Below are 22,664 nucleotides of genomic sequence, written 5' to 3'. Positions count from 1 at the left end.
AACGGGATTAGAAATATGAGCAAGGAAAATTTGGAACGTTTAAAGGAAAAAGAACTCCAGAAGAACGATGCAAATGATTGGATGTCATTCAGTGACCAATATACGGAAGAGGAATTGGTTCACTTGGCGCAGCAAGGCGATACGGATGCAGAGGAATATTTAATTCGGAAATATAAAGATGTGGTAAAAACAAAGGCTCACCTTTATTTTATGGTGGGAGCGGATCGCGAAGATGTTGTTCAAGAAGGAATGATTGGTATTTTTAAAGCGATTCGAAGTTATAAGACCGGTCGAAAGGCATCATTTCGTACCTTTGCAGAGCTTTGCATTAATCGTCAGATTATCACGGCGATTAAACGAGCAAGTCGGTTAAAGCATGCACCCTTAAATACCTCTATCTCTCTAAGTAAACCGCTTTCTGAAGAGAATGAAAATAATACATTGCAGGAAACCTTATTTTCTGACAGCAATTCCGATCCGGAGGCAAGATTGCTTCTAAAGGAAGTTGTTGATTATATACATGGGAATGGAGCTAATATTTTCAGTGAATTGGAGCTGAAGGTTTGGTATGAATATTTGCAAGGAAGTACCTATACACAAATTGCACATCGAATGGGAAAAAATCCGAAAACAATAGATAATGCAATACAAAGAACGAAAAGAAAAATTGCAGCCTACCTTAGAAATGGAAATTAAAAAGAAAATATAAAATAGGTTGACATTCATACCTAAACCATAGTAGAATATGTAACGATGTAGGCAAGTTGTCTATATTTGTTGATGCGCTGTTGTAGCTCAGTAGGTAGAGCACTTCCTTGGTAAGGAAGAGGTAGGCAGTTCGAACCTGCTCAACAGCTCCAATTTTAGTAATAAACGAAATTTATTTATGAAATGATATTTGCGAGAACACGCGAGTAAAAAGGGAGGAGTATTCAAATGGCAAAGGCTAAATTTGAGAGAACGAAACCACATGTAAACATTGGTACTATTGGTCACGTAGACCACGGAAAGACTACATTAACAGCTGCAATTACAAAGACTCTTCAACAGAGATATGGACTTGGCGAACAGGTTGCATTTGACCAGATTGACAAGGCACCAGAAGAAAGAGAAAGAGGTATTACAATTGCGACCGCTCACGTAGAGTATGAAACACCAAACAGACACTACGCACACGTAGACTGCCCGGGACATGCTGACTATGTAAAGAACATGATCACAGGAGCTGCACAGATGGATGGAGCTATCCTAGTAGTAGCAGCAACCGATGGTCCAATGCCACAGACTAGAGAGCACATTTTGCTTTCCAGACAGGTAGGCGTACCATACATCGTAGTATTCTTAAACAAGTGCGACATGGTAGACGACGAAGAATTACTTGACTTAGTAGAAATGGAAGTAAGAGAATTACTTGACTTATATGAATTCCCAGGAGATGATACACCAATCATCAGAGGATCTGCATTGGAAGCATTAAACAATCCAGAAGGTCCATGGGGAGATAAGATTGTTGAATTGTTCGAACAGGTTGATGTATACATTCCTGAACCAACAAGAGCAACTGATAAGCCATTCTTGATGCCAGTAGAAGACGTATTCTCCATCACAGGACGTGGAACAGTAGCAACAGGAAGAGTAGAAAGAGGTATCTTAAAGGTATCTGATGAAGTTGAAATCGTAGGACTTGCAGACGAAGCAAGAAAAGTAGTTGTAACAGGTATCGAAATGTTCCGTAAACTGTTAGATCAGGGTGAAGCAGGAGATAACATCGGTGCATTGCTTCGTGGTGTACAGAGAAGTGAAATCGAAAGAGGACAGGTACTTGCTGCTCCTGGAACGATTCATCCACACACAAAGTTCAGCTCTGAAGTATATGTATTAAAGAAGGAAGAAGGCGGACGTCATACTCCATTCTTTAACGGATACAGACCACAGTTCTATTTCAGAACAACAGACGTAACTGGAAATGTAACATTACCAGAAGGAACTGAAATGTGTATGCCTGGAGATAACATTCAAATGAAAATTGAATTGATTACTCCAATCGCAATTGAAGAAGGTTTACGTTTCGCTATTCGTGAAGGCGGAAGAACCGTAGCATCCGGAGTTGTAGCTAAGATTGAAGCTTAATTGCTCACAACAATAGATTTTTAAGAGCCCAATCCAATGATTGGGCTTTTTTTCTTTTAGATAAAGGGTGCAACGAACGTAAAGACTGGTTCCACTTTTATATGTTTTTTATAAAAGGAGTAATTGTATGACGTTTGAATTTTGGATAACACTATTAATTGTATGGAATACCATTTCCTTTTTTATAATGGGATGGGACAAACGATGTGCAATCAAACATAAGTGGCGTATTCCTGAAAAAACGCTCTTCCTTTTGGCATGGTGTTTTGCAGGAATTGGGATTGGGATGGGTATGCTTACTTTTCACCATAAAACGCGTCATTTGAGTTTTCGTATTTTAGTTCCTTTGGGAATTATTTTTGATTGTATTATAGTTCGACTTGTATTTTATTTCATTTAGGTGTAAAATAATAATAAGACATTGACCTACCGCTTCAGATGCGGAGGTCTTTTTAAATGGTATTAAATTTGAATGTTATTCTATATCTAATTCAAAAGTAAAACCGTTTTAAAATAAATGTATTGACATACGGGTACAACTATGATAGTTTTATAAAGTGAATCTATGGTTAATATGATAAAATTGTTCACAGTATGTCATAAATAAAAAGATAAGTTGCAATTAAATTGTGGCTTTGAAAATTTATAATGGAGGTCAGTCATGAGAGTAAAAGTTACATTAGCGTGCGCAGAATGCAAGCAAAGAAACTACAACACGACAAAAAACAAAAAGAACGATCCTGATCGTCTTGAGTTTGAAAAGTATTGCAAATTCTGTAAAAAGCACACACTTCATAAGGAAACCAAATAATAGGAGGTGTGAAATATGGCAGATAAAAACACAGCCGTTAAAAAGTCAGGCGGTACGCGTGAATATTTTAGAGGAATCAAGACAGAGATGAAAAAGGTAGTATGGCCAACAAAGAAGGAGCTTTCTTCTTATACTAGTGTGGTTATACTTACTTGTGCTGTTTCCGCTCTTGGAATTTGGCTGGTAGACAGCGTATTTCTAGCTGCATTGCAAGGCATTTTAAATATTACTTTCTAAGAGTTCAAGCGAAAAGGAAGGCAAAAATGTCAGATGAAAAAAACAGAGAATTTGTGGAAGAAGAAGTTCCTTTGATGGATTTTGAACCGGAAGAATCGAAAAACGATTGGAAGGAAGACGAAGCAATCAAAGATGGAAGACCGGATGATACCGATCCTTCCAAACTTGCAAAATGGTATGTTGTGCACACTTATTCTGGCCACGAAAACAAAGTAAAAGTTAATATTGAGAAGCTCGTTGAAAATAGAGGAATGCAAGATTTGGTCCTCGCTGTTGTGGTGCCTACAGAAGATCGAGTTGAAATTAAGAACGGTCAACGAAAGGTAAAAACTAGAAAAATGTTTCCGGGTTACGTTATTGTAAAAATGATTGTAACCAATGAATCATGGTATTTGGTAAGAAACACACAGGGTGTAACCGGTTTTGTTGGTCATTGTTCCGAGCCGATTCCGCTTTCGGATGAGGAAGTTCGAAGAATGGGTATCGAAAAGGTATACATTGATTTGGATATCGAACCTGGCGATAATGTTAAGGTAATCAACGGGCCGTTTGAAAGCTTTATGGGTGTTGTTGAAGAGGTCAATATGGATAAGCAGACTCTTAAGGTCAAGATATCTATGTTTGGAAGAGATACGCCGGTTGAGCTTGAATTTGGACAGGTTGATAAAATCTAGAACAAACATTGCAAATAAAATGATGAATTCGCATCAAAATCATTATTCTTTACAAGTATAATAGGCTGTATAAGAGCAGCTTTATTGTGTAAAGAAAGAAAGGAGACATAGAAATGGCAAAGAAAGTAGAAGGCTTAATTAAACTGCAGATTGCTGCGGGTAATGCAACCCCTGCACCACCAGTAGGTCCGGCTCTTGGACAAAAGGGCGTAAACATTATGGATTTCTGTAAGCAGTTTAATGCAAAGACAGCTGACCAACCAGGGATGATCATACCAGTTGTTATTACTGTATATTCTGATAGATCATTTACGTTCGTTACGAAGACTCCGCCTGCAGCAGTATTGCTGAAAAAGGCTGCAAATCTTCAATCCGCATCTGGTGAACCGAACAAAAAGAAGGTTGCAACGTTGACAACTGCACAGGTAGAAGAGATTGCTAAGCTCAAGATGCCTGACTTAAATGCTGCAAACCTTGAATCTGCAACTTCCATGATCAAGGGTACTGCAAGAAGCATGGGAATCGTTATTGAAGACTAAGAAGGTGGGAGGTTCGAGAAGAACCGTTTGTACCACGAGGAGGTAAGAAATGCCTAAAAGAGGTAAAAAGTATCAAGACTCTGCAAAATTAGTTGACAGAGCCACCTTTTATGAGGTGAATGATGCACTCGCATTGGTAGTGCAGACAGCAAAGGCTAAGTTTGATGAAACAGTTGAAGTTCATGTAAAGCTTGGTGTTGATGGAAGACACGCTGACCAGCAGGTTAGAGGCGCGATTGTTCTTCCACACGGAACTGGTAAATCCAAGAAAGTTCTTGTATTTGCAAAGGGCGACAAAGCAAAAGAAGCGGAAGCAGCTGGTGCTGATTACGTAGGTGCTGATGAATTAGCTCAAAAAATTCAAAAAGAAAATTGGTTTGATTTTGATGTAGTGGTTGCAACTCCTGATATGATGGGTGTTGTAGGTAGATTAGGTAAAGTGTTAGGTCCTAAGGGATTAATGCCAAATCCAAAGTCTGGAACCGTTACTATGGATGTTGAAAAAGCGCTTCAAGAAATTAAAGCCGGTAAAGTTGAGTATAGACTTGACAAAACAAACATCATCCACACACCAATTGGAAAGGTTTCTTTTGGACCGGAAAAATTGACTAATAACTTTAATGCATTGCTTGAAGCAATCTTAAAGGCAAAGCCATCCGTAGCAAAAGGACAGTATTTGAAGAGTGTAACCGTAGCTACAACTATGGGTCCTGGAGTAAAGGTGAATGCACTAAAGATTACCCTATAAGGGAAATCAATTAAAAAGTAAATAAGAACTGTAGACAGCCGGTGTCCGAAGACGGACTTAATATCCTGCCGAGGTTATTGTATCATATAATTTATGAGCCTTTTCCGTCTACAGAACCGAAAAGGCTTTTTTTATAAAAGCCGGAAAGGAGATTGAAATGTCAGTAGAACATTTACAGGCAAAACAGCTGATTATTGATGAAATCAAAGCAAAGCTTGAAAAAGCACAGTCTGCTGTTGTCATTGATTACATCGGAACCACCGTTGCGCAGGCGGATGCAATGAGAAGAAAGCTTCGTGAAGCAAACGTAGATTACACAGTTTATAAGAATACATTAATGGCTAGAGCCATTGAAGGAACTCCTTACGAAGGTCTAAAAGACGTTTTGGAAGGACCAAGTGCAATTGCGATTGGTTACGATGATGCAGTAGCACCTGCTAGAGTATTGAACGGAATTATCAAGGATTACAAGAAAATGTCGTTCAAAGCTGGTGTTATTGAAGGAACTTTGTTTGACGCAGAAGGCGTTCAAGCAATCGCAAATCTACCGTCCAGAGACGAAATGATTGCGAAATTTATGGGAAGCATCCAATCCCCTGTATCCAAGTTTGTTCGTACTTTACAGGCGATTGCAGATGAAAAGCCTGCTGAATAAAGCAGTTATATAAAAAATAAAAATGAAAATGTTAAGTAAAATTTTCTAAATGAAAAATCTATATGGAGGATTAAAAAATGAACAAAGATCAGATCATTGAAGCGATCAAAGCGATGACCGTTTTGGAATTAAATGAATTAGTTAAGGCTTGTGAAGAAGAATTCGGCGTATCTGCAGCTGCTCCAGTTGCTGTAGTTGGTGCTGCTGGTGGCGAAGCTGCTGCTGAAGAGCAGACTGAATTCAATGTAATCTTAACATCCGCTGGTGGAGAAAAGATTAAGGTTATCAAGGCAGTAAGAGAAATCACCGGTCTTGGACTTAAGGAAGCAAAAGACATGGTAGATGGCGCTCCTGCAACATTGAAGGAAGGCGTTACTAAGGAAGAAGCTAATGAAATCAAAACTAAGTTAGAAGAAGTTGGAGCTTCCGTAGAATTAAAGTAATTTGATTCTTTTTGGAAAGAAACTGATTATTAGCGAAATAAAAACCGTTGCATTCGAAAGAATGCAGCGGTTTTTTTATTGAATAAGAAGAATTTTGTCCAATAACAGCAATGATTGAAATAAGGTACAAATGGTTAAAATAAAGTTTTGAGTTGTAATATTGATTCGTCTATAGTAGAATAGTGGTACCTTAAGTTAAACGTTTAACTAATAGTATTTACAATATTTATAAAAGGAGATAAGTGTGAAAAGACAAGTGACCATGAAGGATATTGCCAAAGAAGCGGGAGTGTCAATCGCCACTGTTTCCATGATATGCAATAACAAAGATAAAAATATAAGTGAAGCAACAAGAACTCGGATCTTAGAATTAATCGCGAAACGAGGCTATGTACCTAATGTCATGGCACGTAGTTTAGTTACTAAAAAAACAAAAACAATCGGTTTGATTATTCCGGATATTACAAATCCATTTTTTCCTGAAATTGCAAGAGGTGCAGAAGACATGGCGAGTAAATCAGGATACAGCGTAATCTATTGTAATACCGATGATAAGATAAAGAGACAAGATAATTACATTAAGATATTAACAGAGAAAATGGTCGATGGGATTATTTTTGCACACTCTGCAGAAAAAGCAGAAGCAGATTTTAATAAATTTCGCATTCCAATTGTATTAATCGATCGAGATTCAAAAGCTGATAATGTGGTCGGAAGAGTTTTGGTGGACAATGAAGCAGCTTCAATGGCGGGTGTGAGCTACTTAATCCAGCAGGGATATAAAAAGATTGCATACATTGCCGGGTCAATGAAAACGAAAACGGCACAGGATCGTTTGGCAGGCTATCGTCGAGCACTGATGGAACATGGAATGCCATACGATTTAAAGTGGGTTAAGAAAGGCAGCTACCGAAGTCAATGGGGCTATGATGCCATTCAGGAATTTGAGAAGGAATCTCTGTCTTTTGATGCTATATTTTGCGGAAATGATTTAATTGCAATTGGTGCAATTAAGGCGTTGAAAGAAAAAGGGATTTATGTTCCAAAAGATGTGGGCATACTAGGCTTTGATGATGTTTATCTCGCACAAATGACAACGCCGCCGCTGACGACTATACGACAGCCAAAGTATGAGATGGGGTATAGGGCAGCAGAATTATTAATTGATGTTATTGAAAAAGAGAAAAAGCAAGAAGAGAAAAAAGAACGAATTATTTTAGATACCGAACTTGTTATAAGACAATCTACAAAATAAAGGAGGTCTTTATGATTACAGTTATAGGTAGTTTAAATATGGATTTGGTAATCAATACATCCAAGTTACCAAAACCAGGGGAAACTGTTATGGGTAAAGAGTTTAAGCAGGTACCTGGAGGAAAGGGCGGAAATCAAGCAGCGGCAATTGCAAGGTTGGGAGCTAATGTACAGATGATTGGCTGTATCGGCAAAGATGCAATGGGAGAAGTGCTGAAAAAGTCTTTAGAAAAGGATGGTGTTGATACGAATCACATTATTGAGAAAGAAAACATTTCTACTGGTGTTGCCGCAATCCTTGTTGAAGAGTCCGGAGGCAATATGATTACGGTTGCACCTGGTGCAAATTTTGAGCTTACGGTCGATGATTTAAATAGCAAAAAAGATATCATTCAAAATACTGACATTGTTCTTATGCAATTAGAAACAAAAATGGATGTCGTTGAAAATGCTTTGCATATAGCAAAGGAGGCTGGAAAAAAAACCATATTGAATCCTGCACCCGCTGCATCGTTGAGTCATACTTTCTTAAAAAACATTGATATCCTAACCCCAAATGAGACAGAACTAGAGACATTAACCGGGTGTGAAACGGATACAAAGGATCAGATTGTAAATGCAGCAAGAAAACTAATTAATAATGGTATAAGTGAAGTTATTGTTACACTTGGGGAAAAAGGCTGCATTTATGTCACAGAAAATACTGAAAAAGTATTTAAAGCTTATAAAGTAAAGAGTATTGACACTACTGCCGCAGGAGATAGCTTTAATGGTGCGTTAGCCGTTTCATTGAGCACGGGAGAAAACATAGAAACGGCAATTGAATTTGCGATGAAGGTCGGAGCAATGACTGTGACTACGGAAGGTGCACAGACATCACTTCCATATAAGGAAGAAGTAAAGGGATTTAATACTTGGCTAAAAGAAAGGGAGAAATAGCAATGAAAAAAACAAAACTGATTCATTCAGAAATTTCTTATCTTATAGCAAGAATGAGACATAAGGACAGTTTGGTGGTTGGTGATGCTGGACTTCCTATTTCAAATCAAGTTCAACAAATTGATTTGGCAGTTTCTGAAGGAGTACCGGATTTTTTAACCGTTTTAGAGGCAATATTATCGGAACAAAAAATTGAAAAGGTTATTATGGCAGAAGAATTTACGCAAATAAGCCCTGATTTACATCAGAAGGTAATTGTTTTGCTTTTTGAAATGGAGCAGAGAGAGGAAATTGAGTTGGAGGTTGTATATGTACCGCATGAAGTATTTAAAGAGGAAACTCAGCAATGTATGGGCGCTGTTAGAACGGGAGAATTTACTCCTTTTGCAAACATCATATTGGTCTCTGGTGTTGTATTTTAAAAGGAGGTGGAATGATTGCCAAGAAAGTTAATTGCAATGAAAGGTATCACCAAAAGCTTTTCTGGCGTTCCTGTTTTAAAGGGCGTTGATTTTAACGTGTATGAAGGTAGAATCATGGCACTGTTAGGTGAAAATGGAGCAGGAAAATCTACATTAATGAAAATTCTTACAGGTGCCTATCAGAAAAATCAGGGTGAAATCATCGTGGATGGTGAACCGATTGATTTTCAAAACATTCGGCAGTCCCAAGCCAAAGGAATTGCTATTATTCATCAAGAGTTAAATCTTGTAAAGGACTTGTCCATTGCAGAAAATATTTTTCTTGGAAGAGAGCCTCTGAGATTAGGTATGCAGGTTAATTGGAAAAAATTAAATGAAGATGCTTATTTATGGCTTGAGAAGTTAGGACTAAATGAGAATCCGAAAACCTTAGTAAAGAACATCAGTGTAGGGAAACAGCAATTGGTAGAAATTGCAAAAGCGCTTTCTTTGAATGCAAGAATTCTGATTATGGATGAACCTACAGGAGCGCTTACTGTTTCTGAAACAGAAAAATTGTTTCAGGTGATTCAGGAGTTAAAGGCAGAAGGGAAAAGTATCGTATATATTTCACACCGCTTAAAGGAAATTTTCGAAATATGCGATGATGTTACAATCTTGAGGGATGGCCAATTTGTGAGTGAACAACCCATCTCAGAATTGGATGAAGATAAAATAATTGAAAGTATGGTTGGAAGAAAGCTAACCGAACAATATCCCAGAGTTTCCTGCAAGGCGGGAGAGACTGTTTTAGAAGTAAAAAATATAAGCAATCAATTTGTGGAAAAGGTAAATTTATCTTTAAGAAAAAATGAAATTGTTGGCATATCAGGTCTTATGGGTTCTGGACGTACGGAGCTTGCAAGAACGATATATGGAATTTATAAAGCTAAGGAAGGGGATATTTACGTAAAGGGAGAAAAGATAAAAATCAATCATCCAACGGATGCATTAAATCATGGAATTGCTTATGTTTCAGAAGACCGTAAGAACAATGGAATTGTATTGGGAATGTGTGTTAGAGAGAATGTTACTCTGGCATCTCTTAAAAAATTCAGTGGAAGACTGGGAAATCTTCATAGAAAAAAGGAAGAGAGTTCTGCACAACAATATATGAAAGAGATGTCAATTAAAACTTCAGGCAGTAAGCAGCTTCTTAAACATTTGAGCGGAGGAAATCAGCAAAAAGTATCCTTGGCAAAAAATTTAAATGTTAGTCCGGAGGTATTAATTTTAGATGAACCGACACGAGGGGTGGATGTTGGTGCGAAAAAGGAAATTTATGATTTAATTAATACATTTAAAAAACAAGGCATGAGCATTTTAATGATATCATCAGAGATTCCGGAAATATTGGGAATGAGTGATCGCATTGTTGTTATGCATGAAGGAAGAATTATGGGTGAGCTTAGCCATGAAGAAGCGAACCAGGAAAAGATAATGAGCTTGGCAGTTGGAAAAGAGGTGAGAACAGCATGCGATATTTAAAAAAAGAAACTTCTATGAAGGAAATTTTATTAAAAAATAAGCCATTAATCGTATTATTTATTTTAGGACTTACTATGTCATTCTTGAATGATCGATTTTTCACATGGGGAAACATAATTACGGTTTTACGTCAAACTTCAATTAATGCAGTGATTGCTACAGGAATGACATTTGCAATTTTAATTGGGGGGATTGATCTTTCTGTAGGGTCGGTTTTGGGTATTTGCGGTGCAATTGCAGCAACGATGATTGCAGCAGGCATGGATGTAGTCCTGACGCTGTTTTTGACACTCCTTCTGGGGCTTGGCATTGGTGTTGTCAATGGTTTACTGATAAGCAAAGGACGATTACAGCCTTTTATTGCGACTTTGGGCACTATGACATTGCTTCGAGGCGCTACCTTGGTCTATACACAAGGAAAGCCAATCAGTACAAGCGGTGCAGAGGCAGCTGATGTGTTTGGTAAAATTGGGAAAGGATTTTTTGTTGGTATTCCGGTCCCTGTTTGTATCATGATTATCATTTTCGTCATTGCATACTATATTTTAAGACATATGAGAATTGGAAGATACATCTATTCTTTAGGGTCTAATGAAGAAGCAACGATTTATTCCGGGATCAAAGTGGATCGTATCAAGATATTTGTATATGGGACAGCTGGCTTATTGGCTGCCCTCGCTGGAATTTTAGTTACAGCGCGATTGGGTTCGGCACAGCCGACAGCTGGGGAAGGATATGAATTGGATGCGATTGCAGCCGTTGTATTAGGTGGAACCAGTATGTCTGGAGGTGTTGGTACTATTTTCGGCACGGCAATCGGTGCTCTGATTATTGGAATTTTAAATAATGCTTTAAATTTGATGCAAGTACCATCCTATTACCAAGGTGTTGCAAAAGGAGTTGTTATTTTAATTGCCGTATTGCTTGATCGACAACAAAAAGCATCTCGTTAAGGTTTTAATCCAATTGGATTAAGATAAATAAAAAAATTTCGAACCAAAGTGAGGAGGAGAAAAAAATGAAAAAAGGATTTCTTATTTTATTAGTAGTTGTTCTTACTTTCGGAATGGGTGCGTGTGGCGCTAACCAAACAACGGAAGAGAGCGACACACCTACAATCGGGCTAGTTGTTTCTACATTAAATAATCCATTCTTTGTAGATTTAAGAGATGGAGCACAGTCAAAAGCGGATGAATTAGGAGCCACTCTTGTTGTTTTGGATTCTCAGGATGATGCAGCAACAGAAATGTCAAATGTAGAAGATTTGATTACACAGGGGGTTGACCTGATTCTAATTAATCCGACTGATTCAGATGCCGTTGGAAGTGCTGTTGCAGCAGCAAATGAGGCGAATATTCCGGTTATTACATTAGATCGGGCAGCAAATTCTGGTGAGGTTGCAGTTCACATTGCATCGGATAATGTTGCAGGTGGTGAAATGGCTGGAAAGTATATCGTTGAACAGCTTGGTGGCAGTGGAAAGGTTGTTGAACTGGAAGGAATTCCGGGTGCTTCTGCAGCAAGAGATCGCGGCGAAGGTTTCAATAAAGCTATTGAAGGAAGTGGTTTGGAAGTTGTAGCAAAGCAGACTGCAAATTTTGACCGCGCAGAAGGTCTTTCCGTAATGGAAAATATTTTACAGGCACAGCCTGAAATCAATGCAGTATTTGCACATAATGATGAAATGGCTCTTGGAGCATTGGAAGCAATTAAAGATTCCGGGAGAGAAATTATGATTGTGGGATTCGACGCAACGGATGACGCTGTGGCAGCAGTAGAGGCTGGAACTATGGCTGCAACCGTGCAGCAGCTTCCGAAAGAAATTGGTGCAAATGGTGTGGATGCAGCATTTAAAGTAATTGCTGGAGAAGAAGTGGATTCTTACATTCCAGTTGAATTGGCACTTGTTACAAAAGAATAATGAGATTATCTTTATTCAAACGTATAAAATAAAATAGTAGATGCCGAGCAGATAATTTGCTCGGCATTTGTTTTTTGAAAAATATTATTTATTTGTGTACGTTATATTTTTTATTAATAGAATAAGATTCGTCGAAAAAAGGAAGTAAATTCTATTTGTAAAAATAATTTGAAATTGCGATACATTCTTTTTTGGGTAAGTGAACAGGCGACGATTTTACAAGATAAGTTTAGGAAATTCTGTAAAATAAGTATTCGACAGAATTATTTGTTGAAGAATTGGACATTTCATCAATTGAGAATGATTGACCTGTAAATAAAAGCAATATATTATACTAAGTATGATTGCATTAATGCAATATAATAATAAGAAAGGATGTGTTTTTAATGGCAGAAAGAGAAAAATTCGGATCACGGTTAGGATTTATTCTTGTTTCCGCAGGTTGCGCTGTTGGACTGGGAAATGTATGGAAATTCCCTTACATGGCTGGACAGTTTGGTGGCGCTGCATTTATCCTCATCTATTTAATTTTTTTAGTTATTTTGGGGTTACCAATTATGGTGTGCGAATTTTCAGTAGGGCGTGCCAGTCAAAAGAGTGTGGCATCCTCTTTCCATACATTAGAACCTCAAGGCAGCAAGTTTCATAATTTCGGATATTTTGGAATGATTGGAAACTATGTACTTATGATGTTTTATACCATGGTAGGCGGATGGATGATGTATTATTGTTACCGCATGATGAGTGGTGAATTTGTGGGTGCTTCACCAGATGAAGTGGCAAACGGATTCGGGAGTATGCTTGGAAGCCCAGGGACAATGACACTTTGGATGATCATTGCTGTTATACTTTCCTTTGGAATTTGTTCCATTGGATTGCAAAATGGAGTAGAGCGTATTACAAAAATTATGATGATTTGTCTTTTAGCAATCATGGTGGTATTAGTTATTCGTGTTTTGACTTTGCCTGGTGCCGAAGAAGGCATTAAATTCTATTTAATACCTGATTTTGAAAAGATGGTTGAAAATGGAGTAGGGAATGTTGTTTTTGGAGCTCTTTCACAGGCATTCTTTACATTAAGTATCGGTATCGGTTCTATGGCAATTTTCGGGAGTTACTTAGATAAATCTCGCTCTTTGGGTGGCGAAGCTGCGAGTATCACACTTTTGGATACCTTTGTTGCGATTATGGCAGGATTGATTGTTATTCCGGCCTGCTTTGCATTTGATGTAGAACCTGGCGCTGGCCCTGGTTTGGTATTTATTACACTGCCGAATATTTTTGAACAAATGGTAGGTGGACGTATTTGGGGAGCCTTTTTCTTCCTTTTCTTATCCTTTGCAGCATTGTCGACGATTATTGCAGTATTTGAAAACATTATTTCCTTTGCAATTGATTTATGGGGTTGGGAACGTAAAAAAGCTGTATTAGTTAATATGGTAGCTATCATTTTATTATCACTTCCTTGTATTTTAGGTTTTTCCACACTTTCTGCAATTCAGCCTCTTGGCGAAGGTACAAATATCATGGATCTAGAAGACTTTATTGTTTCTAGTAATCTGCTTCCTTTGGGTTCTATGGTATATTTGATTTTCTGTACGTCACGTTATGGATGGGGTTGGAATAATTTCATTGCAGAGGCAAATTCCGGAGAAGGTATGAGATTCCCTAATTCTATGAGAGGATATATGACCTATGTATTACCAATACTTGTAGTAGGAATTTACTTAAAAGGTTATTGGGATAAATTCCATTCTGTAGGTTGGATGCTTGTTGGATTTGCATTCTTAGCATATATTGGATATGTTTCTTTTGGCGGGAAAAAAAATAAAAAAGCTTAATAGAAATAATTAATAATAGAAGATAAAAAGAGGCTGTCTCCAAATGATTGAAAAAATCATTCAGAGACGACCTCTTTTTTCATTGAATAGAAATTATCGTGGCAAAATCACTTTTTTTTATATTAGAAGTATAATTTTTAATTATACTTTACGTATTTAGTAGTCATTTTCTTTTAAAATATAGTTTTTGGATTAATATTTTATGAAATAGTCAATAATTTCCTTGACTAGTTGAAAAACGTATGCTATTATAGTACATTGCCACGCAAAGTATTTTGTTTTCAATGCAAGGAGGGAAGAACATGCCTCAACCCGTTAAAATAGGTAAAAAAGAACGCATGAGCTACTCGCAAATTAATGTTGTAGCTCCTATGCCAAATCTGATTCAAATTCAGACAGATTCTTACAAATGGTTTTTGGAAGAGGGTTTGACAGAAGTTTTTGAAGACATATCCCCGATACGGGATTATGCCGACAATCTAGTACTAGAATTTATTGGACATTCCTTAACGGATGCACCAAAATATGATCAGGAAGAATGCAAGGAACGCGATGTAACATATGCGGCTCCTTTGAAGGTAAAGGTTCGTCTGGTCAATAAGGAAACCGGAGAGGTAAAGGAACAGGAAGTATTTATGGGAGATTTCCCGATTATGACCGAAAAGGGAACCTTTATCTATAATGGAGCAGAACGTGTTGTTGTTACACAGCTTGTAAGATCACCGGGACCTTATTATGATGTAGCAATTGATAAATCAAATAATAAGTTATATTCAACTACAATCATTCCGAATAGAGGAGCATGGTTGGAGTATGAAACAGACTCGAATGAAATTATCTCGGTTCGTGTAGACCGAACAAGAAAACAGCCGATTACCACCATTTTAAGAGCTTTGGCTTATAAATCCGTTGAGGACAAGGTGGAAACGGAACGAAGAAAGAACCCGAATATTACAGAAGCAGAAATTGCTAAGAAGATTCGCCGTTATAATGAATTTTCTACAGAGATTGCAAAAATTCTCTATGAAGGTAACAACGTAGAAATTGAACAAATTTTTGGTAGCCATGAGAGACTAAATAAGTCTATGGCAAAGGATGTTACAAGCAATTATGATGAAGGCTTAAAAGAAATATATAAAAAATTAAGACCTGGTGAACCTGCTACGTTTGATAGCGCTTATGATTTGATTGAAGCGTTGTTTTTTGATGCCAAGAGATATGACTTAGCTAAGGTTGGCCGTTACAAATATAATAAAAAGCTAGGATTAAGTAATCGTATTATAGGTTGTATCGCTGCTGAGGATGTATTTGATCCTTCCACAGGCGAGCTTTTAGTGGAAAAAGATACGAAAATTTCCAGAGAACTAGGATTTATGATTGAAAATGCTGGTGTTGAAAGCGTGATGGTCTACAGTAAGATTGATGAAGAAAAAGCCGTAAAAGTAATCGGTAATAATTTTGTCAGCTTGCAGAATTATGTAGACTTTGATCCGGAAGAAAATAAGCTTCCGAAAAAGGTTTTCTATCCGGTATTACGTTCTATTTTGGAAAATACGGATGAAGCTAACTTGAAAGAAACGTTGATATCTATGAAAAATCAACTTTCGCCAAAACATATTATTATAGATGATATTATTGCTTCGGTAAGTTACATTTTAAATCTTTCTGATGGCATTGGAATCATTGATGACATTGATCATTTGGGAAATCGTAGATTGAGAACGGTTGGTGAATTGCTTCAGAACCAATTCCGTATCGGTCTTGCTCGTATGGAACGTGTTGTAAAAGAAAGAATGACCATTCAGGACATTGAAGTAACAACACCGCAAGCTCTTATGAATATTCGACCGGTTACGGCTGCAATCAAAGAATTCTTTGGAAGTTCACAGTTATCACAGTTTATGGACCAGAACAATCCATTGGCAGAGTTGACTCATAAGAGAAGACTTTCTGCATTGGGACCGGGTGGTCTTTCTCGAGAAAGAGCTGGATTCGAGGTTCGTGACGTACATCATTCTCATTATGGAAGAATGTGTCCGATAGAAACTCCAGAAGGTCCAAACATTGGTTTGATCGGTTCCCTTACGACTTATGGAATTGTGAACGAATATGGTTTCATTGAAACGCCATATCGAAGAGTTGATAAAGAAGCTGGTATTGTAACCGAAGACATTCATTATTTGACTGCCGACGAAGAGGAACAGATTATTATTGCTCAGGCGAATGAACCATTGGATAGCGAAGGACATTTTGTTAATCGTAAGGTAGTAGCCAGAGGTGCCGGCGGAGAAATTGACCTTTACAATAAAGAAGTTGTAGATTTCATGGATGTATCTCCAAGACAGGTTGTATCTGTTGCGACAGCACTGATTCCATTCCTTGAAAATGATGACGCAAACCGTGCATTGATGGGAGCTAACATGCAACGTCAGGCCGTGCCTCTATTGATTAGTGATGCCCCAATCGTAGGTACGGGTATGGAATACAAGGCCGCTTGTGATTCCGGGGTTGTAATCTTAGCAAAGAATACAGGTGTCGTTGAATATGTAGATGCGGTTCGTATTAAAATCCGCAGAGATAAGGACGGCGGCCTAGATGAATATAAGATGCTTAAATATAAGAGATCCAATCAAGGTACTTGCATCAATCAAAAGCCGATTGTATCTCACGGTGAGTTTGTGGAAGCTGGTGAAGTCATTGCAGACGGTCCATCAACGGATTTAGGAGAAGTTGCACTTGGAAAGAACTTACTGATTGGCTTCATGACTTGGGAAGGATACAATTACGAAGACGCTGTTATTTTGAATGAACAGCTTCTTATGGAGGATGCCTTGACTTCCATTCATATTGAAGAATATGAATCAGAGGCCAGAGATACAAAGCTGGGACCGGAAGAAATCACAAGAGACATTCCGAATGTTGGTGAAGACGCGTTAAAAGATTTGGATGAAGAAGGTATTATCCGTATTGGTGCGGAGGTAGATGCATCCGATATTTTGGTTGGAAAAGTAACACCAAAAGGAGAAACCGAATTAACGGCAGAAGAAAGATTACTTCGTGCCATCTTTGGAGAGAAAGCCAGAGAAGTTCGTGATACTTCTTTGCGCGTACCTCACGGAGAAACCGGTATTATTGTCGATGTAAAGATTTTCTCAAGGGAGAACGGCGATGAGCTGCCTCCTGGTGTAAATAAATTGGTACGTTGCTATATTGCAACAAAGAGAAAAATTAATGTTGGAGACAAGATGGCAGGACGCCACGGAAATAAGGGTGTTATTTCCAGAATTCTGCCGCAGGAAGATATGCCATTTATGCAGGATGGTACACCGCTTCAAGTCATGTTAAATCCTCTTGGCGTACCTTCTCGTATGAATATCGGGCAGGTATTGGAAGTACATTTGGGTTTGGCTGCCAGATATAAAGGTTGGTATATTTCTACTCCTGTATTTGATGGCGCAAGCGAAATAGATATTATTGAATTATTAAAAGAATGTGGTTATCCGGAAAGCGGGAAGCTTTTGCTGCGTGATGGCAGAACCGGAGAAGAATTTGATAATCCGGTAACCGTAGGATATATGTATATGCTGAAACTGCATCACCTTGTTGATGACAAGATTCACGCAAGAAGTACGGGTCCGTATTCTCTTGTTACACAGCAGCCTTTGGGCGGTAAAGCTCAATTTGGCGGACAGCGTTTCGGAGAAATGGAAGTATGGGCGCTTGAGGCTTATGGCGCAGCGTATACACTACAAGAAATTTTAACCGTAAAATCCGATGATGTAGTGGGTCGTGTAAAAACATACGAAGCGATTGTAAAGGATGAAAACATTCCAGAACCAGGAATTCCGGAATCGTTTAAGGTATTGATCAAAGAAATGCAGAGTTTGGCCTTGGATGTAAAGGTTTTAACTGATGATGAGCAAGAGATTCAGATCAAAGAATCCGATGACTTAGACAGTGCTTCCGGCTTGGAAAGCATCATTGATATTGAGGCGGTTTCTTCTGAAGAAGAATTATTCGAAGAAGAGTCCGGATTCAGTGAAGAATTGATGGATGGGGATTTGGACGATGCCGACGGCGAGTTAGATCTGGAAGAAGATTTCGTAGACGACGATCTTGTTTAGACAATACAAAAGCATCCGTTGTTTCACTTGAGAACGAATAAAGGGAAGGGGAGACGCTCCTTGTACGAATTAAACAATTTTGAATCATTACAAATAAGTTTAGCTTCCACAGAAAAGATTCGAAGCTGGTCGCACGGTGAAGTCAAAAAGCCGGAAACCATTAACTACAGAACATTAAAACCGGAAAAAGAAGGTTTGTTTTGTGAAAAAATATTTGGTCCTACAAAAGACTGGGAATGCCATTGTGGTAAATACAAACGAATTCGCTATAAGGGAATTGTATGTGACCGTTGTGGTGTTGAAGTAACAAAGGCAAAGGTTAGAAGAGAGAGAATGGGGCACATTGAACTTGCTGCTCCAGTTTCTCACATTTGGTATTTTAAAGGTATTCCAAGCAGAATGGGCTTAGTACTTGATATTTCACCTAGAAATCTAGAAAAGGTCTTATATTTTGCGGCATATATTGTAACCGATTCGGGTGATTCCGGATTGGGTTACAAAGAAATACTAACCGAACAGCAATATAGAGAAGCAAAAGATAAATTTGGAAGCGGATTTAAAGCCGCTATGGGTGCGGAAGCGATTAAAGAATTGCTTTCTCAAATCGACTTGGTTGCCTTATCTGAGGACTTAAGAAATAAGTTGAAAGAAGCTTCCGGACAGAAGAAAATCCGAATTGTTCGTCGACTGGAAGTCATTGAAGCATTAAGAACTTCGGGAAATAAACCGGAATGGATGATTTTAGAAGTCATTCCTGTTATTCCACCGGATCTTAGACCGATGGTACAATTGGATGGCGGAAGATTCGCGACATCCGACTTAAACGATTTATATCGAAGAGTAATTAATAGAAACAATCGTCTAAAAAGACTTTTAGATTTGGGAGCACCAGACATCATTGTTCGAAATGAAAAAAGAATGCTTCAGGAAGCTGTCGATGCCTTGATTGATAATGGCAGAAGAGGCAGACCGGTAACTGGACCGGGAAGCAGACCATTGAAATCTTTATCAGATATGTTAAAGGGTAAGCAAGGACGTTTCCGTCAGAATCTGTTAGGTAAACGTGTTGACTACTCTGGACGTTCCGTAATCGTTGTAGGTCCAGAACTGAAATTCTATCAGTGTGGTCTTCCAAAAAAAATGGCATTGGAATTATTTAAGCCATTTATTATGAAAAAATTAGTTCAGGACGGTCATGCACACAATATTAAGAGTGCAAAGCGTATGGTAGAAAAAGTACGTCCGGAAGTATGGGATGTTTTAGATGAAGTTATTAAGGATCATCCGGTACTTTTAAATCGTGCACCGACGTTGCATCGATTGGGTATTCAGGCATTTGAACCAGTATTGGTAGAAGGAAAAGCAATTAAGCTTCATCCATTGGTATGTACTGCATACAATGCTGACTTTGACGGTGACCAGATGGCGGTACACGTTCCGCTTTCGGTAGAAGCACAGGCAGAAGCCAGATTCTTGATGCTTTCCGTCAACAATATCCTTGCGCCAAAAGATGGTTCTCCAATCACCACTCCAACACAGGACATGATTCTGGGAAGTTATTATTTGACTCATCCAGGTTTAGAGGACAGAAGCAGTAAGGCTGAAAAGGGCGATGGAAGAATCTTTACTGACTATGATGAACTTTTGATGGCTTATCAAACCGATGCAGTTGGAATTCACGCAAAAGTTAAGGTTCGAAAAAAGCTATCTAAGGAAGATTCCGGTAAATTGGTTGAATCAACCGTAGGACGTTTTATTTTTAATGATAAAATTCCTCAAGATTTGGGTTATATTGATAGAACTGTTGACCCATATTCTTTGGAGGTTGATTTCCTTTGTGATAAGAAAAAGTTAGGTCAAATTATTGATAAATGTTATCGTCGACATGGTAACACTGAGACGGTAAAGATGCTTGATCACATTAAGAGTACGGGGTTCCGTTATTCAACAAAGGCGGCAATTACCATCAGTGTTGCAGATATGGAAATGCCGAAGGAAAAGGCATCAATCATTGAACAGGCGCAGGCAACTGTTGATAAATATGAATCTGCTTATCGTCGTGGTTTGATGTCTAATGATGAACGCTATGAAAAGGTAATCCAGACATGGCATAAAGCAACGGATGATGTTGCAGATGCTTTGATGGCTTCCTTAGGAACTTTAAATAACTTATATATCATGGCTCATTCTGGAGCCCGTGGTAGTAAGAACCAGATTAAACAGGTCGGTGGTATGCGTGGTCTGATGGCAAACGCAACTGGTAAAACCATCGAAATTCCAATCACAGCAAACTTCCGTGAAGGACTTTCTGTTATGGAGTACTTCCTTTCCTCCAACGGAGCAAGAAAGGGTCTAGCTGATACGGCTCTTCGTACCGCTGACTCTGGATATTTGACAAGAAGATTAGTAGATGTCAGCCATAATGCTATCGTTCGTGAAGTGGATTGCGGAACAAGAGAAGGAATTGAAGTAAGAGCGTTTGTGGATGGAAAAGAGGTTATTGAAGCTTTAAAACTTCGTATTGTAGGAAGAACTGCAATGGAAGATATTTACGATCCAAAGGGCAATTTGATTGTCGCAGGTGGAGAGGAAATCAAAGAAGCTGCAGCAGAGGCAATTGAGAACGCTGGAATTGAAGCAGTTAAGATTCGTTCCGTAATAGCTTGTAAGAGCCAGTCTGGCATCTGTGCAAAATGTTACGGCAGAAATCTTGCTACGGGTGAGTCGGTTAATATCGGTGAGGCAGTCGGAATTACAGCTGCTCAGTCCATTGGTGAACCGGGTACTCAGTTGACAATGCGTACATTCCATACGGGCGGTGTATCCGTTGCAGGAAATGACATCACACAGGGTCTTCCAAGAGTTGAAGAATTGTTCGAAGCCAGAAAGCCAAAGGGTCTTGCCGAAGTTTGTGAAGCCGATGGTACGGTTGTATCCATCGAAAGCCGGAAAGATAATAAAACAGAGGTTAAGATTCAAGGTGAAGAAGAACATGTATATATCATTCCTTACGGTGCACGTTTGCGTGTATTGGAAGGTGATTTTATCAAAGCAGGTGATGCGATTACAAAAGGACCGCTTAATCCGCATGATATCTTAAGACTCAATGGTGTAGAAGGTGTATATCAGTATCTTCTGAAGGAAGTACAGAGAGTATATAAGCAGCAAGGTGTAGACATTAATGATAAACACGTTGAAGTAATTGTAAGTCAGATGCTTTCTAAGTGTAAGATTGAAGAAGCTGGTGACACGGCACTCCTTCCGGGAGGTCTTTACAGTCAAATGGAATTAGAAGAAGCAAATGCTGCATTGGAAGAGGGGCAGCAGCCGGCTGTCGGCAAGCGTGTGCTCCTTGGTATCACAAAGGCATCCCTTGCAACGAACTCTTTCTTATCAGCCGCATCCTTCCAGGAAACAACTCGAGTCCTAACTGATGCAGCAATTAAGGGTAAGAATGATAAGCTTCTTGGACTTAAGGAAAATGTTATCATCGGTAAGCTGATTCCGGCAGGAACTGGAATGAAACGTTATCGTAACATTAATTTGGACTATGGTGTAAATACTGAATACATGAATTCTTTTAAAACACATTCTGAAGAAGACGATGAATTTGAAGATGTTTTAGAAGATAACGCGCCATTTTTCAAGCCAGAGGATGAAACTGTAAACCTTGAGGTGGCTGCTGCAACAGAAACAAATGATGCAAGTGAAGATTTAGATTTAGGGTTTACTGAGGTTTAGTAAAAACAGATAAAAATTTGTAAAAAATAAAAGAATAAAAAATAATCATTGCTCAGTATGAAAAAAATTGACAACTTTGTTTGTTTAATGATATACTGAGCTTTGGTTCGCTATGGATTTAAACCATTTTGGTTTAAACATAAATTATTTAGTTTTTGCACGGTTAGATTTGTGCAAAGAAAGGAGATTTAGATGCCTACAATTAATCAACTGGTAAGACAGGGAAGAATCAGAGCTGAAAAGAAGTCCAACTCTCCGGCACTGTTAAGAGGTATGAATTCCATTAAGAGAGTACCTACCGAAACAGAAGCACCTCAGAAGAGAGGCGTATGTACTTCCGTAAAGACTGTAACTCCTAAGAAGCCAAACTCCGCACTAAGAAAAGTAGCAAGAGTTAAGCTTACTAACGGTATCGAAGTTACTGCTTATATCCCAGGTATTGGACACAATTTGCAAGAGCATAGTGTTGTGTTAATTCGTGGTGGTAGAGTTAAGGACCTTCCAGGTGTAAGATACCATATCGTTAGAGGTACACTTGATACAGCTGGAGTAGCTAACAGAAACCAGGCTCGTTCCAAGTATGGTGCGAAGAGAGCTAAGAAAAAATAAGAGTTATATTTAAGAAAGAATCGGGAAAACTAAAACGTGCCCTTAATAT

At 38.5% G+C, this 22,664-nt stretch carries 20 protein-coding genes, 1 tRNA gene and 1 other annotated feature; all 21 genes read left to right on the top strand.

Going from position 1 to position 22,664, the window contains the following annotated elements; all coding sequences use genetic code 11:
* Positions 1 to 15 precede the first annotated feature (15 nt).
* Entirely contained in the window at positions 16 to 696 is a 681-nt protein-coding gene (sigH, locus tag I2490_RS11455) for an RNA polymerase sporulation sigma factor SigH (protein WP_206459900.1), read from the top strand.
* Between the two features lie 88 nt (positions 697 to 784).
* Positions 785 to 860 (top strand) — tRNA-Thr (locus tag I2490_RS11450).
* Positions 861 to 936: 76 nt separating this feature from the next.
* Positions 937 to 2,130, top strand: a complete 1,194-nt coding sequence (gene tuf, locus I2490_RS11445; RefSeq protein WP_206459882.1) for an elongation factor Tu — start codon at positions 937 to 939, stop codon at positions 2,128 to 2,130.
* 127 nt (positions 2,131 to 2,257) lie between these two features.
* Complete coding sequence (locus I2490_RS11440; protein WP_206459899.1) at positions 2,258 to 2,530, top strand: DUF1294 domain-containing protein; 273 nt, start codon at positions 2,258 to 2,260, stop codon at positions 2,528 to 2,530.
* A 261-nt stretch (positions 2,531 to 2,791) separates the two neighbouring features.
* A complete protein-coding gene (gene rpmG, locus I2490_RS11435; RefSeq protein ID WP_206459898.1) occupies positions 2,792 to 2,941 on the top strand; it encodes a 50S ribosomal protein L33 in 150 nt (49 codons plus the stop codon).
* A gap of 15 nt (positions 2,942 to 2,956) precedes the next feature.
* Positions 2,957 to 3,178, top strand: a complete 222-nt coding sequence (gene secE / locus I2490_RS11430) for a preprotein translocase subunit SecE (RefSeq protein ID WP_206459897.1) — start codon at positions 2,957 to 2,959, stop codon at positions 3,176 to 3,178.
* A gap of 26 nt (positions 3,179 to 3,204) precedes the next feature.
* A complete protein-coding gene (nusG, locus tag I2490_RS11425) occupies positions 3,205 to 3,852 on the top strand; it encodes a transcription termination/antitermination protein NusG (RefSeq protein ID WP_245157165.1) in 648 nt (215 codons plus the stop codon).
* Between the two features lie 113 nt (positions 3,853 to 3,965).
* Positions 3,966 to 4,391 carry a 50S ribosomal protein L11 gene (gene rplK / locus I2490_RS11420; protein WP_206459896.1) on the top strand — a complete coding sequence of 142 codons (426 nt, stop codon included), beginning with the start codon at positions 3,966 to 3,968 and terminating at the stop codon, positions 4,389 to 4,391.
* 49 nt (positions 4,392 to 4,440) lie between these two features.
* The gene (gene rplA / locus I2490_RS11415; protein ID WP_206459895.1) at positions 4,441 to 5,139 is read left to right on the top strand and encodes a 50S ribosomal protein L1; all 699 of its coding nucleotides are present in this window, start codon (positions 4,441 to 4,443) and stop codon (positions 5,137 to 5,139) included.
* A gap of 10 nt (positions 5,140 to 5,149) precedes the next feature.
* Positions 5,150 to 5,280: a sequence feature (ribosomal protein L10 leader region), on the top strand.
* A 16-nt stretch (positions 5,281 to 5,296) separates the two neighbouring features.
* Positions 5,297 to 5,794 carry a 50S ribosomal protein L10 gene (gene rplJ, locus I2490_RS11410; RefSeq protein WP_206459894.1) on the top strand — a complete coding sequence of 166 codons (498 nt, stop codon included), beginning with the start codon at positions 5,297 to 5,299 and terminating at the stop codon, positions 5,792 to 5,794.
* A 77-nt stretch (positions 5,795 to 5,871) separates the two neighbouring features.
* Positions 5,872 to 6,237, top strand: coding sequence for a 50S ribosomal protein L7/L12 (rplL, locus tag I2490_RS11405; RefSeq protein ID WP_206459893.1), 366 nt, complete (start codon positions 5,872 to 5,874; stop codon positions 6,235 to 6,237).
* Positions 6,238 to 6,481: 244 nt separating this feature from the next.
* Positions 6,482 to 7,492: a LacI family DNA-binding transcriptional regulator gene (locus I2490_RS11400; protein ID WP_330634630.1), complete on the top strand. Its 1,011-nt coding sequence runs from the start codon at positions 6,482 to 6,484 to the stop codon at positions 7,490 to 7,492.
* An 11-nt stretch (positions 7,493 to 7,503) separates the two neighbouring features.
* On the top strand, positions 7,504 to 8,430 hold the full coding sequence (gene rbsK, locus I2490_RS11395; protein WP_206459892.1) for a ribokinase: 927 nt from the start codon (positions 7,504 to 7,506) through the stop codon (positions 8,428 to 8,430).
* 2 nt (positions 8,431 to 8,432) lie between these two features.
* Positions 8,433 to 8,852 (top strand): D-ribose pyranase, encoded by a 420-nt coding sequence (rbsD, locus tag I2490_RS11390; RefSeq protein ID WP_206459891.1) that lies wholly within the window; start codon positions 8,433 to 8,435, stop codon positions 8,850 to 8,852.
* A 15-nt stretch (positions 8,853 to 8,867) separates the two neighbouring features.
* Positions 8,868 to 10,379 carry a sugar ABC transporter ATP-binding protein gene (locus I2490_RS11385; protein ID WP_330634629.1) on the top strand — a complete coding sequence of 504 codons (1,512 nt, stop codon included), beginning with the start codon at positions 8,868 to 8,870 and terminating at the stop codon, positions 10,377 to 10,379.
* Positions 10,367 to 11,332 (top strand): ribose ABC transporter permease, encoded by a 966-nt coding sequence (gene rbsC, locus I2490_RS11380; protein ID WP_206459890.1) that lies wholly within the window; start codon positions 10,367 to 10,369, stop codon positions 11,330 to 11,332. The genes I2490_RS11385 and rbsC overlap by 13 nt, the downstream gene beginning before the upstream one ends.
* 65 nt (positions 11,333 to 11,397) lie before the next feature.
* Positions 11,398 to 12,300 (top strand): ribose ABC transporter substrate-binding protein RbsB, encoded by a 903-nt coding sequence (gene rbsB, locus I2490_RS11375; RefSeq protein ID WP_206459889.1) that lies wholly within the window; start codon positions 11,398 to 11,400, stop codon positions 12,298 to 12,300.
* Positions 12,301 to 12,686: 386 nt separating this feature from the next.
* A complete protein-coding gene (locus I2490_RS11370; protein WP_206459888.1) occupies positions 12,687 to 14,141 on the top strand; it encodes a sodium-dependent transporter in 1,455 nt (484 codons plus the stop codon).
* A 302-nt stretch (positions 14,142 to 14,443) separates the two neighbouring features.
* Positions 14,444 to 18,265 (top strand): DNA-directed RNA polymerase subunit beta, encoded by a 3,822-nt coding sequence (gene rpoB, locus I2490_RS11365; RefSeq protein WP_206459887.1) that lies wholly within the window; start codon positions 14,444 to 14,446, stop codon positions 18,263 to 18,265.
* A gap of 60 nt (positions 18,266 to 18,325) precedes the next feature.
* Positions 18,326 to 22,006: a DNA-directed RNA polymerase subunit beta' gene (rpoC, locus tag I2490_RS11360; RefSeq protein WP_206459886.1), complete on the top strand. Its 3,681-nt coding sequence runs from the start codon at positions 18,326 to 18,328 to the stop codon at positions 22,004 to 22,006.
* Positions 22,007 to 22,198: 192 nt separating this feature from the next.
* Positions 22,199 to 22,615 carry a 30S ribosomal protein S12 gene (rpsL, locus tag I2490_RS11355; RefSeq protein WP_206459885.1) on the top strand — a complete coding sequence of 139 codons (417 nt, stop codon included), beginning with the start codon at positions 22,199 to 22,201 and terminating at the stop codon, positions 22,613 to 22,615.
* Positions 22,616 to 22,664: the final 49 nt, after the last annotated feature.

The sequence above is a fragment of the Anaerovorax sp. IOR16 genome (assembly GCF_017168145.1).
Classification (GTDB): Bacteria; Bacillota; Clostridia; order Peptostreptococcales; family Anaerovoracaceae; genus IOR16.
This window is presented reverse-complemented; position numbering and strand designations above follow the sequence as displayed.